The sequence below is a fragment of the Rhodococcus sp. NPDC049939 genome (assembly GCF_040656415.1).
Lineage (GTDB): Bacteria > Actinomycetota > Actinomycetes > Mycobacteriales > Mycobacteriaceae > Rhodococcus_F.
Genome location: NZ_JBFAMC010000001.1, coordinates 973,676 through 989,188 on the forward strand (window position 1 = coordinate 973,676; position 15,513 = coordinate 989,188).

The 15,513-nt window shown below is 64.5% G+C and carries 16 protein-coding genes; 13 read left to right on the forward strand and 3 right to left on the reverse strand.

Annotation, left to right across the window (positions count from 1 at the left end):
• The first annotated feature begins 53 nt into the window (after nucleotides 1–53).
• The gene (locus AB0I57_RS04385; RefSeq protein ID WP_358330326.1) at nucleotides 54–371 is read left to right on the forward strand and encodes a WXG100 family type VII secretion target; all 318 of its coding nucleotides are present in this window, start codon (nucleotides 54–56) and stop codon (nucleotides 369–371) included.
• Nucleotides 372–416: 45 nt separating this feature from the next.
• Complete coding sequence (locus AB0I57_RS04390; protein WP_358330329.1) at nucleotides 417–698, forward strand: WXG100 family type VII secretion target; 282 nt, start codon at nucleotides 417–419, stop codon at nucleotides 696–698.
• A gap of 76 nt (nucleotides 699–774) precedes the next feature.
• On the opposite strand, the gene AB0I57_RS04395 is transcribed toward AB0I57_RS04390, so the two are convergent.
• A complete protein-coding gene (locus AB0I57_RS04395; protein ID WP_358330331.1) occupies nucleotides 775–1,227 on the reverse strand; it encodes an Lrp/AsnC family transcriptional regulator in 453 nt (150 codons plus the stop codon).
• 80 nt (nucleotides 1,228–1,307) lie between these two features.
• Between AB0I57_RS04395 and ddaH the strand changes: the two genes are divergently transcribed.
• The 7 genes from ddaH to AB0I57_RS04430 all read left to right on the forward strand — a co-directional run bounded on the left by ddaH (nucleotide 1,308) and on the right by AB0I57_RS04430 (nucleotide 8,470).
• Nucleotides 1,308–2,222: a dimethylargininase gene (ddaH, locus tag AB0I57_RS04400; RefSeq protein ID WP_358330333.1), complete on the forward strand. Its 915-nt coding sequence runs from the start codon at nucleotides 1,308–1,310 to the stop codon at nucleotides 2,220–2,222.
• A 6-nt stretch (nucleotides 2,223–2,228) separates the two neighbouring features.
• Complete coding sequence (gene rocD, locus AB0I57_RS04405; RefSeq protein ID WP_358330335.1) at nucleotides 2,229–3,455, forward strand: ornithine--oxo-acid transaminase; 1,227 nt, start codon at nucleotides 2,229–2,231, stop codon at nucleotides 3,453–3,455.
• A 167-nt stretch (nucleotides 3,456–3,622) separates the two neighbouring features.
• Nucleotides 3,623–4,066, forward strand: coding sequence for a 50S ribosomal protein L13 (gene rplM, locus AB0I57_RS04410; protein WP_358330339.1), 444 nt, complete (start codon nucleotides 3,623–3,625; stop codon nucleotides 4,064–4,066).
• Nucleotides 4,063–4,581 carry a 30S ribosomal protein S9 gene (gene rpsI, locus AB0I57_RS04415; RefSeq protein ID WP_358330342.1) on the forward strand — a complete coding sequence of 173 codons (519 nt, stop codon included), beginning with the start codon at nucleotides 4,063–4,065 and terminating at the stop codon, nucleotides 4,579–4,581. The genes rplM and rpsI overlap by 4 nt, the downstream gene beginning before the upstream one ends.
• Nucleotides 4,582–4,718: 137 nt before the next feature.
• Nucleotides 4,719–6,050, forward strand: coding sequence for a phosphoglucosamine mutase (gene glmM, locus AB0I57_RS04420; RefSeq protein ID WP_358330345.1), 1,332 nt, complete (start codon nucleotides 4,719–4,721; stop codon nucleotides 6,048–6,050).
• A gap of 84 nt (nucleotides 6,051–6,134) precedes the next feature.
• Nucleotides 6,135–6,443 (forward strand): type VII secretion target, encoded by a 309-nt coding sequence (locus tag AB0I57_RS04425; RefSeq protein ID WP_358330348.1) that lies wholly within the window; start codon nucleotides 6,135–6,137, stop codon nucleotides 6,441–6,443.
• Complete coding sequence (locus AB0I57_RS04430; RefSeq protein WP_358330351.1) at nucleotides 6,440–8,470, forward strand: hypothetical protein; 2,031 nt, start codon at nucleotides 6,440–6,442, stop codon at nucleotides 8,468–8,470. The genes AB0I57_RS04425 and AB0I57_RS04430 overlap by 4 nt, the downstream gene beginning before the upstream one ends.
• A gap of 450 nt (nucleotides 8,471–8,920) precedes the next feature.
• Here AB0I57_RS04430 and AB0I57_RS04435 read toward each other — a convergent pair whose 3' ends face one another.
• On the reverse strand, nucleotides 8,921–9,757 hold the full coding sequence (locus AB0I57_RS04435; RefSeq protein WP_358330354.1) for a hypothetical protein: 837 nt from the start codon (nucleotides 9,755–9,757) through the stop codon (nucleotides 8,921–8,923).
• A 144-nt stretch (nucleotides 9,758–9,901) separates the two neighbouring features.
• Between AB0I57_RS04435 and glmS the strand changes: the two genes are divergently transcribed.
• Nucleotides 9,902–11,764 (forward strand): glutamine--fructose-6-phosphate transaminase (isomerizing), encoded by a 1,863-nt coding sequence (gene glmS, locus AB0I57_RS04440; protein WP_358330357.1) that lies wholly within the window; start codon nucleotides 9,902–9,904, stop codon nucleotides 11,762–11,764.
• Nucleotides 11,765–11,839: 75 nt separating this feature from the next.
• Here glmS and AB0I57_RS04445 read toward each other — a convergent pair whose 3' ends face one another.
• A complete protein-coding gene (locus AB0I57_RS04445; RefSeq protein WP_358330359.1) occupies nucleotides 11,840–12,214 on the reverse strand; it encodes a cupredoxin domain-containing protein in 375 nt (124 codons plus the stop codon).
• A gap of 54 nt (nucleotides 12,215–12,268) precedes the next feature.
• Here AB0I57_RS04445 and AB0I57_RS04450 point away from each other — a divergent pair, with 54 nt between their 5' ends.
• From AB0I57_RS04450 to tsaE, 3 genes are read left to right on the forward strand one after another with little or no spacing between them, the layout of a single operon-like run.
• Nucleotides 12,269–13,750, forward strand: coding sequence for an NAD(P)H-hydrate dehydratase (locus AB0I57_RS04450; RefSeq protein ID WP_358330362.1), 1,482 nt, complete (start codon nucleotides 12,269–12,271; stop codon nucleotides 13,748–13,750).
• A gap of 17 nt (nucleotides 13,751–13,767) precedes the next feature.
• Nucleotides 13,768–14,967, forward strand: a complete 1,200-nt coding sequence (alr, locus tag AB0I57_RS04455; protein WP_358333134.1) for an alanine racemase — start codon at nucleotides 13,768–13,770, stop codon at nucleotides 14,965–14,967.
• Between the two features lie 42 nt (nucleotides 14,968–15,009).
• Nucleotides 15,010–15,471: a tRNA (adenosine(37)-N6)-threonylcarbamoyltransferase complex ATPase subunit type 1 TsaE gene (gene tsaE, locus AB0I57_RS04460; RefSeq protein WP_358330365.1), complete on the forward strand. Its 462-nt coding sequence runs from the start codon at nucleotides 15,010–15,012 to the stop codon at nucleotides 15,469–15,471.
• The last annotated feature ends 42 nt before the right edge of the window (nucleotides 15,472–15,513 follow it).

Here is a 15,513-nt window from a genome sequence, read left to right on the forward strand (position 1 = left end):
TGGATCGGGCAGTCCAGTGGGGGCCGCCGCACCGAGAGACAGAAGGAGACACAATGGGGAATCTCGAGACCGACGTCCAACAGATGGAGGCCGCGGTCAATCATGTCGAGACGGTGAATAGTCAACTGCAGGGCGCGATCAGCCGTCTCAAGACTCGCTGCGATGAATCCGCTGCGTCCTGGCAGGGTGGAGCGCAGAAGGCTTTCATGGATCTGATGGTTCGATATGGAGATGCTTCGAGCCGTATGCACGCCTCCCTAGATGAGATCGCGATGAAGATCCGCGAGAACAAGAAGGGCTACGACGCAACCGAGCAGGCCAACCAGGATGCAATCCATGCGGCCGGGGCTTCGGGATCTCTCAATCTCTAGACTGCCCGCTCTGCGAACAACTACAAGGCTCAAGAGGAGTGCCGAATGAAGTATGGATTTGCCGAGTTGCAGTCGCTCGCTAGCGATATCAGGTCGAACGAAAGCGCGCTGCGAGAAACCCACGACGAGCTCCAGAGCTACGTGCAGGGTCTCGTGTCGCAGTGGAACGGCGAGGCGCAGATCTCCTATCAAGAGGTTCAGTCGAGGTGGGACCGCTCTCACGACGATCTGCTCCAAACGCTGCAGCAGATTGCGAAGGTCGTAGAACAGGGTGCCAACGACATGCTGGCTGCGGAACAAAGAAACGCCGCTACCTGGCAGCAGTGATTCTCTCACTTGATCGGAAGTGCCCCGGCGGAGCAACCCGCCGGGGCACTCGTGTCTTACAGGAAGTGACGATCGATCAGCCTGCAGGCGATATCAGTCGGCTCAGGGCGACACTGCTCTTGGTCTGGAGCACCGCTGGCTCGGACCGCAGATTCTCGAGTGTCCTTTCCAGATGAGCGGTGTCGGTGGTGCGTATTCGGAGCAGGGCGTTGGCGTCGCCTGTGACGGTGTACGCCTCGAGGACCTCGGGGTGCCGGGAAACGATCCGCGCGATCTCCGCGGCGGAGGTACGTCCGCTGCAGTGCAACTCCACGAATGCCTCGACATCGTGGCCGAGTGCGCGGGCGTCGAGCGCCGCATGGAATCCGGTGATCACGCCGGAGGCGACCAAGCGATCCACGCGGCGCTTCACTGCGGGGGCGGATAGCCCTACCTCGGCACCGATTGCTACGAAGCTGGACCGTGCGTTGCGTTCCAACAGCGCAACGATCAACCGATCTTGGTTGTCCAAACGCAACGAATCACTCATATGAGACAATATTAGCGCATTGTTCAGGCTTTTCGATGCGCAGATACTGGTCTCAACGACATCGATCGAGGGGAGTGGAGATGGCGCCCTCTGCTATCGAGTCAGAACACGCGCACGAGGGGCGTGCTCAGGAGCGAGACGTTGGCACCCGCGAGGTCCGGCACGCTCGTACGCGGAGCTACCTGATGTGCCCGCCCACGTACTTCGATGTCGTCTACGCCATCAACGACTGGATGCGCCCCGGGGAGCCGGTGGATCGTGATCGTGCGATGTCGCAATGGATGGCCCTCGTAGACACCTACCGGCGACTCGGACACGAAGTCCTGACCATCGAGGCGGTTCAGGGACTGCCGGACATGGTGTTCGTGACAGACAGCGGGCTCGTCGTCGACGGCGTGGCTCTCGGCGCGCGCTACCGATCCCTTGAGCGGCGCGCCGAGGCGGACCACGTGTTCCGGTGGTTTCGGCGCAACGGGCTGATCAGGCCGACGCTGCCGCGATACGTGAACGAGGGCGAGGGCGATTTTCTCGTCGTCGGTGATGTGATCCTCGGCGGAACAGGGTTCCGGTCAGACGCGCGGTCACATGCCGAGGCGGCGGCGCACCTGAACCGAGAGGTGATCACGTTGAACTTGGTGAACCCGCGCTACTACCACCTCAATACCGCTCTGGGCGTGCTCGACGACTCCACCATTGCCTATCTGCCCGCAGCTTTCTCCCCTGAGAGCCGCGCACGGCTCGCGTCCATGTTTCCGGATGCGGTGATAGCCGCCGAGTCGGATACCGAATGGCTGGGGCTCAACTTGGTGAGCGACGGAATCAATGTGGTCTTACCCCAGCAGGCCGTGCATCTCGCGGAACAGTTGTCCGATCGCGGATACGAACCCGTGCCGCTGGACTATTCGGAGTTTCTCAAGTCGGGGGGCGGAATCAAATGCTGCACTCTGGAATTACGCGGCTTCCGCGAACTCTGTGCCGACGCGAATCAGGGGTGAGAAGCTATGCAGGACGGTACCTCTCCCGTGGCGGATTCCACGAGGGTGCAGCTGAAAAGGGCAGATGAGCACAGCGCGCACAATTACGCCCCACTGCCGGTCGTGATCGAGTCGGGCCTCGGCTCGTGGGTCAAGGGAATCGACGGTGTCGATTATCTGGACGTGCTGGCTGGGTACTCGGCACTTAATTTCGGTCATGCGCACCCCACCCTGGTGCGGGTGGCGCGTGAACAACTCGGCCGACTCACCCTGACGAGCCGCGCGTTTCAGCACGACCGTTTCGCCTCCTTCTGCGAGGACCTGAGCAGGATGTGCGACAAGGAAGCCGTCCTTCCGATGAATACCGGCGCGGAGGCCGTCGAGACGGCGCTGAAGCTGGCACGGAAATGGGGCTACGACGTCAAGGGTGTGCCGCCCGGGCAAGCCAAGGTGATCACGTGTGCCGGCAACTTCCACGGTCGTACCATCACGATCGTGGGGTTTTCGTCCGATCCGGACGCATACACGGGATTCGGGCCGTACCCGCCAGGATTCGTTTCCGTGCCATTCGGTGACGCAGCCGCGATCGAGTCCGCGATCACCAGCGACACCGTGGCGGTACTCCTCGAACCGATCCAAGGTGAGGCGGGTGTTCTGGTGCCGCCGCCGGGCTACCTGGCGGCCGTCCGCGACATTTGCACGCGACGTGGCATCCTGTTGATCGCTGACGAGATCCAAAGTGGTCTGGGGCGAACTGGCGACACGTTCGCGTGTGATCACGAGAACGTGAAGCCTGATCTCTACGTTCTGGGCAAGGCGCTCGGAGGTGGTTTGATGCCGGTCTCGGCGGTAGTCGCAGACTGGTCGGTGATGTCGGTTCTGGGTCCGGGCCAGCACGGGAGCACGTTCGGCGGCAACCCGCTCGCGTGCGCGGTGGGTAGCGCAGTGGTGGAGTTGCTGGAGACCGGTGAGTATCAGCAACGAAGCCGCGAGCTGGGTACCTACCTGCACAGCATGTTGTCGCAACTGCCGCCCGCCCAGGTATCTCAGGTGCGGGGACGCGGGTTGTGGGCGGGTGTACAACTGGCTGACGGCATGCCGCCCGCGCGGGTGGTCTGTGAACGACTTCTCACGCGAAGGGTTCTCGCGAAGGACGCTCACGAAGGAACGATCCGCATAGCACCGCCGTTGGTGATCGAACGTGACGAGCTGACGTGGGCGGTCGAACAGTTGGCCGCCGCCCTCGCTGAGTGATTTTGACCCCGTGGTGGCGCTACCGGTATCGTTCACGATTGGCGTGTCGTGCGTCTCTGCGTCCTGGCGTCGCAGTGGCCGACGTTCTCGGGTCTCAACTGGCCGCCGGGAATCGCTTCGACGATACGCAATGGCCAGCAGCGGATTGAACAAGACGAGGAAGTTCTGTGTCTACGTACACCCCAAAGGCCGGAGACGTGACCCGCAAGTGGCACGTCATCGACGCCACTGACGTGGTGCTCGGCCGCCTTGCCGCCCAGGCAGCCAACTTGCTGCGCGGCAAGCACAAGCCCACCTATGCACCGCACATCGACTCCGGCGACTTCGTCGTCATCATCAACGCAGAGAAGGTTGCCATCAGCGGCAACAAGCGTGAGGGCAAGTTGCTGTACCACCACTCCGGACACCCCGGTGGTCTGAAGTCTCGCTCGGTCGGCGAGGTTCTCGAGAAGAACCCCGACCGTCTGGTGGAGAAGGCCGTCGTCGGCATGCTCCCCAAGAACAAGTTGGGCCGCGCCATGAGCAGCAAGCTGAAGGTCTACGCGGGCCCGAACCACCCCCACGCCGCGCAGCAGCCGGTGCCATTCGAGATCAAGCAGGTGGCCCAGTGACGGCGCCGGAGGAGCAGAACGTGTCCAACCCCGAAGAGATCACCGAGACCGTCGAGGTCGCGGTCGACGAGTACGTGTCCGCGGAGGACATCGAGGTCGCGGCCGCTCCGCAGGCCCCGATCGTGATCGATCGCCCGATCCAGACCGTCGGTCGTCGCAAGGAAGCGGTCGTCCGTGTCCGTTTGATCCCCGGTTCGGGCGATTTCAAGCTGAACGGCCGCACCCTCGAGGACTACTTCCCGAACAAGGTGCACCAGCAGCTGATCAAGGCTCCGCTGGTCACGGTCGATCGCACAGAGTCCTTCGACATAGTCGCACTGCTGAACGGCGGTGGACCGTCCGGACAGGCCGGCGCACTGCGCCTCGCCATCGCCCGCGCGCTCATCGAGGTCACTCCGGAGGATCGCCCCGCCCTCAAGTCCGCTGGGTTCCTTACACGTGACGCCCGCGCCGTCGAACGCAAGAAGTACGGTCTGAAGAAGGCCCGCAAGGCATCTCAGTACTCGAAGCGCTGATGTGCCGCCGAGCCTGGCCCCCCCGGGGGTCGGGCTCGGAACCTGTTTTCCCGAGAGCAGGCGTCCATCGTTACCGGACGCCTGCTCTTGTGCTTTATCGAGACGTAGTGGGTTACAAGATGCGAGGGGTCGGGTCCATGGGGCGATTGTTCGGGACGGATGGGGTTCGCGGTCTGGCGAATGCCGAATTGACTGCCGAGTTGGCGTTGCAGGTGGCCTCTGCCGCCGCGACAGCGCTGGCACCCGAGTCGGGACGCCGAACGGCGGTCGTGGGACGTGATCCCCGAGCCAGCGGCGAAATGCTGGAGGCAGCGATCGTGGCAGGGTTGACATCAGCTGGAGTGGACGTCCTGAGGGTCGGCGTCCTGCCGACCCCCGCCGTGGCCTTCCTGACAGGCGACCTGGACGCATCTCTCGGTGTCATGATCTCCGCCTCACACAATCCGATGCCGGACAACGGAATCAAGATATTCGCCGAGGGTGGACACAAACTCGACGACGAGGTGGAAGACCGGATCGAGGCGCTCGTCGCCGGAAGTGGGGAGCGACGGGCACCGACGGGCGCCGGAATCGGACGGGTTCACACCGTGCACGACGCCGAAGACAGGTATCTGCGGCACCTGGCCAGTGCGCTGGAGACCAGTCTCGCGGGCCTGACCGTGGTGGTGGACTGTGCGCACGGCGCCGCATCCGTCGTGGCCCCGGACGCCTACCGTGCCGCAGGAGCCACGGTGATCGCGATCAACGCCGAACCCGACGGACTGAATATCAATGATCACTGTGGGTCCACCCACATCGAGGGCCTGCGCAAGGCGGTAATCGATCACGGCGCCGATCTCGGTCTCGCACACGACGGTGACGCCGATCGATGCCTCGCGATCGATGCGAGCGGCTCTTTGATCGACGGCGACGCGATCATGACCGTGCTCGCGCTGGGCATGCGCGATGCGGGCGAACTGGTCGGCAACACCCTCGTAGCGACCGTGATGAGCAATCTCGGCCTACACATCGCGATGCGTGAAGCGGGGATCTCACTGGTCACGACTGCCGTAGGGGACCGCTACGTTCTCGAAAGCCTGCGGTCCGGAGGCTTCAGCCTGGGTGGGGAGCAGTCGGGCCACGTCGTGTTACCCGCGTTCGGCACCACCGGCGACGGAGTGCTCACGGGGCTTCTTCTGATGGGGAGGATGGCTCAAACCGGACGGCCGATCGCGGAACTCGCGTCTGCAATGAAGACGCTTCCGCAGGTTCTGGTGAACGTGAAGGTTGCCGACAAACGGGCAGTCGCCGGATCGCCGGTCGTAATCGAGGCGGTAGCGGCCGCTGAACGAAGCCTCGGTGAGAACGGCCGGGTGTTGCTGCGCCCATCGGGCACCGAGCAACTTGTTCGTGTGATGGTCGAGGCCTCGGACCTCGACGTGGCCCGAAAACTGGCCGACGAATTGGCGGGCACCGTCGCGTCCGTCTAGCCGGCCACGGCGCACCGATCGAAGGGGAACCGATCGGGGCGCCGACGCGTCCAACGCAGTAGGTCGCTGAGGGAGGGTGGGGCAATGAGTGATCGACTCGAGGTCGATGTCGCGGCGGTGACGGACGCCGGAGCGAGGATGGTGCGGTCCGCAGAGGTCCTGAGGCAGCAAGCGAGCAATCTTGATCAGCTCGAATTCGGCGGGGCGCAAGCAGGTCGCGATTACGTCGCGAAGGGTGACGCTCTACGTAGCGCACTCGGTGCCGTGAGAGGTCTCTACGAGGAGTGGGCTGCGGGCACGGAGTCGGTCGGTCTCATGCTCGAAGATTCAGCGGCACGGTACGAAGGAACAGATGCGAGTTTCACTGAGAACGTCGACGGGGTGCAGTGGTGACCGTGGATCCCGGGGCGCTGATCGACGATCCAAGTCTCAGCCGCGAGTTCAAGGTGCAACTTCTGCAGGCGTGGGTGGCTGCAGTTCAGGAAGATGAAGCTTCGTGGCAGCCCTACCTGGACGATTACGGTCTCGATCAGCGTGACTGGACGCCGTCAGATGATCAGCGCTATACCGCGCTCCTCGAGGACGGAAGAAACGCTCAGAAAGCGAACGCTTCGCGCATCGAGTTGGGGGAGCGACTTTGGCAGGATTGCCTGAACGTGCCCGACGAAATGCTCGACTTGGGGGCGTGGGGGCTCGGGTTCTTCGAGCTGTTCCTGCCGGCTGCACGAAGGCTAGGTTACGAGAGCAGGGAACTCGCCGACTATTACTCACGTTTCGACGCCGAGCGGGGGATGCGATTGCAGTCACTGGCTCAGGACGTCGAGACCCTCGGGAATGGTCTCGAGGCAGGGCGGACCGAACATGCCGAGCATGAGAAATGCCTGTCTGCGCTGCGGGCAGGATGGAGCGGGATCACCGCCACCGCGGCAACCGAGACCGTGCAGGGACACTGCACTGCGGCCGAAGCGGATCTGGACCGGTTGGCAAGCCTCGTCGAGGTCCTGTCGGAGGCGAATCTCACGTTGAGTGCCGCAGTGACGACCAAGGCATACAAGGTGGTGTCACTACATCAGCCCACTGTCGGTGGGTACAGTGCCGCACAAATCGATGGCCTTGCCGACATCTACGTAGGTGTCCGTGACGGCGACTACTACCTTGCAGAAGACCGTATGATGCGTGCGTCTTACTGGTTCCCGGAACTCGCGGGCGGCGACTTCCGCTACCCCGGCGGCCTCTGCGTGGACGGCGGCGGCGGCTCTCTGACCCGACTCGACCGCGACGATATCGTGGGGCAGGCGGCCGGAATCGTCAAGCGCTGGTTCGACACAAACTTCCAGCAGGTGTACGAGGAGAAGCGGCAGGAATTCACGACAGCGTGCGATGAATGCGCCGAAGCGGTCGATGCGGCGTATGACGCCGCGATCGCCGAGGCGCGAACCATTGAGACGCAGGCGTGTATCCCGTCGAACGGGATCACCGATCCAGAGTCGATCATTAACCGCAACGGTGGTTCGCACGCTGGGAGAATTCCTTCGACACCACCAGAACCGATTCCGGCGCAGCCGAATCCGGGGCCCGCGAGCACTGTTCCTACCGCCGCCCCTGCCGATCGGTCTGGCGGCGGGGGCGCTACCGCCACCGCACCTGCAGCGCACCAGTCCGACACGCCGGTACTGGTTGTACCACCCGCTCCAGGCGTCGTGCCCGCACCAGCTGGCTTCCCCGGTGGCGTCTCGGGGTTCGGCGACGTACCCGGTATAGGAGCTGCGTCCGGTCCGGGCGAACTCGGTTCGATGATCCGCACACTGATCGAGGATGCGGTGTCGGAGCTCACCGGCGGGAATGACGCGGACCTTGGCGATGAATTCGGTGATTCGCGCGAAGAGGAAGTCCACGCCGGCCAAGCAGGGGTACCACCCGAGAAGAGCCTCGAGTTGCTCCTCGGCGGAAAGTCGTGGACGCTCTCGATCGACGAGAATAGTGAGGGCATTCACCTCGAGATGACTGACGAGCAGGGCGGAACGGCCAGGTTCAGCATCGAGGTCGGCCCGAACGGACTGCCTCGGATCGTGGAGGAAACCGACACGGGTGAAGCGCCTTTCGAGGCGGCACCGAACGTGAAGGAGGAAGCGCGGAATCCCGATACTGCAGGTGACCCGGGCCTGGCGGTAGATGAGGATGCGGTCCTCGGAGGGAACCCCGCGGACTATGCGCCGCAACATGAGGAGACCACAACCCCTGTGCCACCCGAAGTGCCAGAGGGTGTGCCACATCCGTCGGACGTCACACCGCACGAACCGTCCCTCGATGCACCTGCCGAGCCCGGGCCGCTATGGGATCCGTTGCCGGACCGCGAACCTGCGCACGATTCGGAAGCGGGCGACAGCGGCGCCGAATTGGCCGAGGCAGGCCCCTTGTGAACGCCCGTGCCGCACAGCTGCGCTCGCACCGCGCGCAGATGAGAGCCGATCTGGAAGCGTTTCGGGAGCGGATCGCTGACCGTCGAGCGAAGGACGACGCGGCGGCCAACCTCCGTCGTTCTGGTTGCAGCGTAACGGAACCCGCGACGGAGTTGACGACACCGCCTGCGGCGTTGAGGCCTTCGATTTCAAGTCCTTCTGTACCGCGACGCGAACCAGTCGAAGACGATGATGAGTTCTACCATCCGCGTAGTTGGCTGGTGTGACTGGAAGTACCTTCTGGGAGAGTGGATTCTCCAGTGAGGCAGCGGTTCTGGATGATCTCGAATCGGGATCGGCCAGGTCGCTGCGTCCCGGCTCGATCCGGGCCTCCCCGCGGTGCGACCACCGCGGGGGGAGAACAAGCACTTAGGCTAACTGACGTAGAAGGTCGCGGCGGTGGACCCGACTTCAGATCTGGGGACTGAGGCCGTGCGAGTCGGCGTCGGCGTGCTCCTCGTAGGGGTCGATGAGTGTGGTGTGGGGGAGTTCGGCATCTGGCTCCGCGAACATCTCGTACTTCTTCTCACCCAGAAGGTGGTAGAGCAGAAAGCCGGTCAGCAGGGCCCGTGTGGTCTGCTGGGTCCACCGCTCGGAGCGGCCGACCCCGAGTGCGTATAGGAGTCGGCGACCTTCGATGAGGCCGGAATTCGATGCGTCATCGACAGAGCGGAGGATCCGCTCGCCACCCCACGCCGCAGCGAGCGACTTGGCGTTGCAGTTCATGGAGTCGATGTCGGTGCCGGCGACTATGAGCGCCGGAACTGTGATTTCGGACGCATAGTTCTCGGCCTTCGGTGCCGTAGGCGCAGGAAAGAGGGCGGCGACAGCCGACACGTCCCGCCGCGCGGCGGCGAGGACAGCGGCTCCCGCGCCCATCCCGTGACCCGCGAGCGCCACCCGACCGGGGTGCACGCTTATCCGGCCGGGCCCGAGACGCACACCAACGCAGATGTCGAGGGTGGCTCTCAAGTCTGTGGCCAGACCGAGGTGGGAAGGCAGTGGGCCGCGCTCGCTGTCCGGTGCAGCCGCGACGATCCCCCATGAAGCGAGGTGCTCGAGCGTCTTTCGATAATGTCCGGCGCCGGTCATCCAGCCGTGCGCGAATGCGACGGCGGGCAGGTCGAAGCCTGATTCCGGCGTGTATACGACTCCCGGTTGTCCGGCAAGGGCGAGATCGCCACGCAGCACGCGGTGCGGTCCCCGCTTGGACAGTTCACGGGCGAGGGTCTTGGATTTCGGCGCCACGAGGAGAACGTTATCCGATCCGCAGGTCGCCGAGAGAGTCGATGGGGGTCCACTGGACGATCCGATGCGGCCCGTGCTTCAGCATCCGGTGCGACCCGCACGTCGACTTCGCGACGGCCTCCGGTCCCAGTACGCTGATCAACCATGTGCGGAATCGTGGGATACGTCGGCCACCGGCAGGCTCGGACTGTTGTGGTGGAAGCTCTGCGACGGATGGAATACCGCGGATACGACTCGGCTGGAATCGCGATTCTCGATGGAAACGGCGGGATGAAGGTCGAGCGAAAGGCTGGCCGACTGTCGAATCTCGAGGCCGAACTCGACGATATCGGGATCGCGACCTTCACCGGCAGCACGGGGATCGGACACACGCGGTGGGCGACGCATGGGCGCCCCACCGACCGGAATGCGCACCCGCACCGTGATGCGACTGACGCCGTCGCCGTGGTACACAACGGCATCATCGAGAATTTCGCCCCCTTGCGAGCCGAACTCGAGCGCGACGGAGTCGAGTTCGGCAGCGACACCGACACCGAGGTCGCGGTACATCTCGTCGCCCGCGCCTACGCGGAGGGTGAGACTGCAGGAGACTTCGCCGCCAGTGCGTTGCGTGTGCTTCGCAGGCTCGAGGGTGCGTTCACTCTCGTGTTCGCGCACGCCGACCACCCGGACACCATCGTTGCGGCACGCCGCTCGACGCCGTTGGTCATCGGTGTCGGTGAGGGAGAAACCTTCCTCGGTTCCGATGTTGCGGCGTTCATCGAGCACACTCGTGACGCGGTGGAACTGGGTCAAGACCAGGTCGTGGTGATCACTGCCGACGGGTACACGATTCTCGACTTCGATGGTTCCGAGGCACAGGGACGACCGTTCCGCATCGACTGGGACCTCGCGGCCGCGGAGAAGGGCGGTCACGACTACTTCATGCTCAAGGAGATCGAGGAGCAACCTGCCGCGGTGGCTGACACCCTGCTCGGTCACTTCGCAGACGGGAAGATCGTTCTCGACGAGCAGCGGTTGTCGGACCAGGAGCTGCGCGACGTCGACAAGGTTTTCGTCGTCGCCTGCGGCAGCGCATACCACTCGGGTCTACTCGCGAAGTATGCGATCGAGCACTGGACGCGCCTTCCCGTCGAGGTCGAACTGGCGAGCGAGTTCCGTTACCGCGACCCTGTACTGGATCGGTCCACGCTGGTCGTCGCCATCTCTCAATCAGGTGAGACGGCGGACACCCTAGAGGCCGTGCGCCACGCCAAGGACCAGAAGGCCCGTGTCCTGGCGGTATGCAACACCAACGGTGCCCAGATTCCTCGCGAAGCCGATGCCGTCCTCTACACCCGCGCAGGTCCGGAGATCGGTGTCGCGTCGACCAAGGCATTCCTTGCGCAGGTCACGGCGAACTACCTGGTCGGACTTGCGCTGGCCCAGGCCCGCGGTACGAAGTATCCGGACGAAGTCGCACGCGAGTATGCGGATCTCGAGGCGATGCCTGATCAGGTCAGTCGTGTCCTCGAGATGGTCGAACCGGTACGTGCTCTGGCGCGAGAGCTGGCGTCGTCGTCGACGGTGCTGTTCCTGGGACGCCACGTCGGCTACCCGGTGGCGCTCGAGGGTGCGCTCAAGCTCAAGGAGCTTGCGTACATGCACGCCGAAGGTTTCGCTGCGGGGGAACTCAAGCATGGGCCGATCGCATTGATCGAAGACGGTCTGCCGGTGATCATCGTCATGCCGTCGCCGAAGGGCCGGGCGATGCTGCACTCGAAGCTCCTCAGCAACATTCGGGAGATTCAGGCCCGAGGTGCGCTGACCGTCGTGATCGCCGAGGAAGGGGACGAAGCCGTTCGGCCGTTCGCCGACCACTTGTTCGAGATCCCGCCGGCGCCGACTCTGCTGCAACCCTTGTTGTCGACGGTGCCGCTGCAGGTCTTCGCGGCCGAGGTTGCGCAGACCCGAGGCTACGACGTCGACAAGCCGCGAAACCTCGCGAAGTCTGTCACGGTCGAATAGGCGACTGCGAGGGCAAGAGCCCAACAGTGCTTCCCAGGAGGGGCGGGGTACCGTCGTGACCCTCCTGGGTGGTGCTTACGGGGTCACGACGATCGTGCCCGTCATTTCCGGGTGCAGTGAGCAGGTGTATTCGTAGGTTCCCGGCTCGGTGAACGTGTGGGTGTAGCTGCCTGTCTGCATCAACCGGCTTCGGAGTTCACCCTCTGCGGTGCCGATTCCCACCACGTCGTGGAGGACACCCCGATCGTCGAAGTTCCAGGTAACGGTTTCTCCTACCTTGACCGTGAGTGTTGCGGGTGTATAGGCCATGTCGGCGACCTCGACGACCGGACCGCTCGGCGCCTGGGCAACCTCATGATTGCCCGAGCCACAGGCGGAGATGAGCGTCGCTGTTGAAATACCGGCGGCGACAACTATTCCGGCGACACGCGACTTTCCACTTCCAAGCATGCTGTCGAGCGTAGTCTGACCTCCGTACCGACCCATCTCCGATGAGGAGTTCCCATGCGGAGCTACTACACCGCTGACGAGGTTCGATCCGCAGAGGCACCGCTGTTGGCCTCTCTTCCCGAGGGTGCACTGATGCATCGCGCGGCGTACGGACTTGCTGCGGTTGTGGCATCCGAACTGCGGGCGCGCACGGGTGGGGTCGCAGGTCGCGCCCTGACCTTGTTGGTGGGGTCCGGCGACAACGGTGGCGATGCGTTGTGGGCCGGAACGATGCTGCGCGGGCGCGGGGTCGCGGCCACCGCGGTGTTACTGAAACCGGAGAAGGCCCACAAGGCCGGGTTGGCTGCGTTTACGGCCGCCGGCGGGCGGATTGCGACTCCCGCCGGCCGCCTGGAGTCATCCGACCTCGTGATCGACGGGATCGTGGGTCTGTCGGGAAAGGGCCCGTTGCGTCCGGAGGCGGCCGCGCTGGTCGCCCAGATCGAGGCTCCGATCGTTTCGGCGGACCTGCCCAGCGGAGTAGACCCGGACACCGGGGCTGTAGAAGGTCCAGCCGTGCGTGCCGCAGTCACCGTGGCTTTCGGTGCGCTCAAGCCAGTACATGTGCTCGGGGCGGCCCACTGCGGCCGAGTTGAGCTCGTGCCTATCGGGTTGTCTCTCGGTTCGGCCGGGACTCGCGAACTCGAACCCAGCGACGTGGGCATGGCCTGGCCGGCTCCGGGGGCCCAGGACGACAAGTACACGCAGGGTGTGGTCGGGATTGTTGCGGGGAGCGAAGGATATCCCGGCGCAGGCGTCTTGTGTACTGGCGCGGCGGTGACCGCTACGTCCGGGCTGGTCCGATACGCCGGCCCATGTACGAGTGAGGTGCTTGCCCATTCGCCGGAGGTGATCGCGACCCCCGATCTCGCGAGAGCGGGGCGCGTCCAGGCCTGGGCGGTGGGGCCGGGAATGGGTACCGATGATGCGGGTCGTCGCAGGCTGAGGACGGTGCTCGAGTCGGACGTCCCGGTGCTGGTCGACGCGGACGGTCTTACCCTGCTCGCGGATGACCCCGACCTCGTGCGCCTCAGGGCAGCACCGACGTTGCTGACCCCTCACGCCGGTGAGTTCGCCCGGCTGACAGGGAAGGACCCGGGGCCTGATCGTGCGGCGGCGATACGTGCCCTCGCGGCGGACTGGCAGGCTTACGTGCTCCTCAAGGGCAGGGCCACAATCATCGCCGAACCCGGTGGTCGCATCTTGGTCAACGAGGCCGGTGGTTCGTGGTCGGCTACCGCGGGTGCGGGAGATGTTCTATCCGGGATCGTGGGATCGTTGATGGCGTCGGGTATCGCCCCGGACCATGCCGCGGCTATGGGTGCGCGTACTCATTCACTGGCTGCCAACCTGGCCGCCAGAGGGGACCCCTGGGGTCCCTCCGCAGGGCGTGGAGCCGCCCCGATCTCGGCGGGGGCGCTGTTGGCGCAGCTCAGAGAGTCGATCAGAATCCTGCGTGCCTGTGCTTCACCCGAGGAAATGTCGGATCCATCGTGAATGAGAAGATCGAGCGCATGAGGTTCGCTGAAACAGTGGCGTCGGGCGAGCACGCCCACGCCGGGCGCGCAGCCCGTATCCGGGCAAAGTCGGCGCCAGAGGCTGAAGCCGTGGTGGATTTGAATGCGATCGCTCACAACGTCCGAATCCTGCGCGAGAGTGCGCGTGATGCTGCCGTGATGGCGGTTGTGAAGGCGGACGGCTACAACCATGGAGCCGTGCCAGTCGCGAAGACGGCGCTGGCCGCGGGAGCCACGGAGCTCGGGGTGACGACGATATCGGAGGCGCTCCAGCTTCGACGAGCGGGAATCGACGCGCCCATCCTTGCCTGGATGCACACCGTCGATGCTGATTTCGCTCCTGCGATTCTGGCCGGGATCGAACTGGGGGTGTCCTCGCCGCGCCATGTCGCCGGAGTGGTTGCCGGCGCCCACAGGGTCGGGGCAACCGCGATGGTCACTATCAAGGTGGACACCGGACTGAACCGCAATGGAGTTGCACCGGACGAATTGGATCAGGTGCTCGTGGACCTGGCTCGTGCCCAGGCCGAGGGTTCAGTGCGGCTACGCGGGATCTTCTCGCATCTAGCTCATGCCGACCAGCTGCACCATGCCAGTATCGACTCTCAGCGGGAACGGCTGGTGAGTGCGGTCGGGGACGCCAAGCGGCATGGCCTGATCCCCGAAGTGGTACATCTGTCCAATTCTGCCGCGACTCTGACCCGACCCGATCTTCGATTCGACATGGTCCGCCCGGGCATCGCGATGTACGGGCTGTCTCCCGTTCCTGAACACGGTCAGTTCGGCTTGCGCCCGGCAATGTCCCTGCGTTCGAGGGTTGCCCTCGTGAAGAAGGTCGCGGCAGGGGAAGGCGTGTCCTACGGGCACGAGTGGGTGGCACCTCGCGACACGACGGTGGCGCTGCTGCCGCTCGGATACGCTGACGGGCTCCCTCGGGCACTCGGCGGCCGATTCGAGGTTCTACTCGGTTCGGCGCTACGCCCCGGCATCGGACGTGTCTGCATGGACCAGGTGGTTGTGGACCTCGGGCCTGACGGCGGCGGAGTCAGCGAAGGGGATACCGCGGTGTTCTTCGGTGCCGGAGATCATGGCGAACCTACCGCGCAGGCGTGGGCCGACGAGCTCGACACCATTCACTACGAAGTGGTGACCGGAGTGCGCGGGCGCACCGTGCGCACCTACGTCGGCGGGGCGTAGACGTTGAGTAGTCCGATGCCTCCTGAGGATCGCCGGCTCGCCATGAGCGGGACCGTGGTGTTGCCCACGGCGGAGGCCACGGAGCAGTTCGGGCGAGACCTCGCGAGAGGACTCGTCGCAGGCGATCTCGTGATACTCGACGGACCGCTCGGTGCGGGAAAAACCGCTCTGACGAAGGGCATCGGGTCGGGGTTGGGGGTACAGGGACGAGTGACGTCCCCCACCTTCGTCATTGCGCGCGAACACCGGGCGGGGACCCGGCCGGATGGAGGCCCGCCGGTGGGCATGGTGCACGTGGACGCCTACCGCTTGGGTGGAAGCGGACCCCACGCACTGGACGAACTCGACGCTCTCGACCTCGATACCGACCTGGCCTCAGCGGTGGTGGTCGTCGAATGGGGAGAGGGAATCGTCGAACAGTTGGCCGATCGGCACCTGCGTGTGAGGTTGCGCCGAGAACCCGAGACGGATGTCCGGACGGCCCACTGGGAGTGGATTTCTTGAGAGGTCTCGTGTCGGGATCGATTCCGGCATGCGGGTACGCTC

Excerpts from the sequence above, each read along its gene's own strand:
- rocD (WP_358330335.1), top strand. The coding sequence starts at position 2,229 with ATGCAGGACGGTACCTCTCCCGTGGCGGATTCCACGAGGGTGCAGCTG.
- alr (WP_358333134.1), top strand. The coding sequence starts at position 13,768 with ATGAGGTTCGCTGAAACAGTGGCGTCGGGCGAGCACGCCCACGCCGGG.
- tsaE (WP_358330365.1), top strand. The coding sequence starts at position 15,010 with ATGAGCGGGACCGTGGTGTTGCCCACGGCGGAGGCCACGGAGCAGTTC.
- glmS (WP_358330357.1), top strand. The coding sequence starts at position 9,902 with ATGTGCGGAATCGTGGGATACGTCGGCCACCGGCAGGCTCGGACTGTT.
- AB0I57_RS04395 (WP_358330331.1), bottom strand. The coding sequence starts at position 1,227 with ATGAGTGATTCGTTGCGTTTGGACAACCAAGATCGGTTGATCGTTGCG.
- AB0I57_RS04425 (WP_358330348.1), top strand. The coding sequence starts at position 6,135 with ATGAGTGATCGACTCGAGGTCGATGTCGCGGCGGTGACGGACGCCGGA.
- AB0I57_RS04390 (WP_358330329.1), top strand. The coding sequence starts at position 417 with ATGAAGTATGGATTTGCCGAGTTGCAGTCGCTCGCTAGCGATATCAGG.
- glmM (WP_358330345.1), top strand. The coding sequence starts at position 4,719 with ATGGGGCGATTGTTCGGGACGGATGGGGTTCGCGGTCTGGCGAATGCC.
- AB0I57_RS04445 (WP_358330359.1), bottom strand. The coding sequence starts at position 12,214 with ATGCTTGGAAGTGGAAAGTCGCGTGTCGCCGGAATAGTTGTCGCCGCC.
- AB0I57_RS04385 (WP_358330326.1), top strand. The coding sequence starts at position 54 with ATGGGGAATCTCGAGACCGACGTCCAACAGATGGAGGCCGCGGTCAAT.
- ddaH (WP_358330333.1), top strand. The coding sequence starts at position 1,308 with ATGGCGCCCTCTGCTATCGAGTCAGAACACGCGCACGAGGGGCGTGCT.
- AB0I57_RS04450 (WP_358330362.1), top strand. The coding sequence starts at position 12,269 with ATGCGGAGCTACTACACCGCTGACGAGGTTCGATCCGCAGAGGCACCG.